The 817-nt window shown below is 49.2% G+C and carries 1 tRNA gene and 1 rRNA gene; both read right to left on the reverse strand.

Going from position 1 to position 817, the window contains the following annotated elements:
- Positions 1–465: ribosomal RNA gene (locus EHN13_RS23630) — 23S ribosomal RNA — on the reverse strand; the annotation flags it as partial.
- A gap of 219 nt (positions 466–684) precedes the next feature.
- Positions 685–760, reverse strand: a tRNA-Glu gene (locus tag EHN13_RS23635).
- Positions 761–817 lie beyond the last annotated feature (57 nt).

Consider the following 817-nt stretch of genomic DNA (forward strand, 5'->3'; position numbering starts at 1 on the left):
CACGGTACTGGTTCACTATCGGTCAGTCAGGAGTATTTAGCCTTGGAGGATGGTCCCCCCATATTCAGACAGGATACCACGTGTCCCGCCCTACTCTTCGAGTTCACAACCTGTGCATTTTGGTGTACGGGACTATCACCCTGTACCGTCGGACTTTCCAGACCGTTCCACTAACACACAAGCTGATTCAGACTCTGGGCTGCTCCCCGTTCGCTCGCCGCTACTGGGGGAATCTCGGTTGATTTCTTTTCCTCGGGGTACTTAGATGTTTCAGTTCCCCCGGTTCGCTTCATTACGCTATGGATTCACGTAATGATAGTGTGTCGAAACACACTGGGTTTCCCCATTCGGAAATCGCCGGTTATAACGGTTCATATCACCTTACCGACGCTTATCGCAGATTAGCACGTCCTTCATCGCCTCTGACTGCCAGGGCATCCACCGTGTACGCTTAGTCGCTTAACCTCACAACCCGAAGATGTTTCGTAAAACACCACCGTGTTGCGAAAATTTGAGAGACTCGAACACACCATTTTTCATTTCTTATTACGGAGAAATGAAACAGTGTGTCGTTTCAATTTTCAGCTTGATCCAGATTTTTAAAGAGCAAATATCTCAAACGTCACCCGAAGGTAAGTTTTGAGATATTGAGGCCGGCGACTTTCACTCACACAAACCAGCAAGTGGCGTCCCCTAGGGGATTCGAACCCCTGTTACCGCCGTGAAAGGGCGGTGTCCTGGGCCTCTAGACGAAGGGGACGTGTAAGTCTCAATCGCAAGACGCCTTGCTATTTACTTTTCATCAGACAATCTGTGT

Source organism: Citrobacter youngae (assembly GCF_003818115.1).
Classification (GTDB): Bacteria; Pseudomonadota; Gammaproteobacteria; order Enterobacterales; family Enterobacteriaceae; genus Citrobacter; species Citrobacter youngae.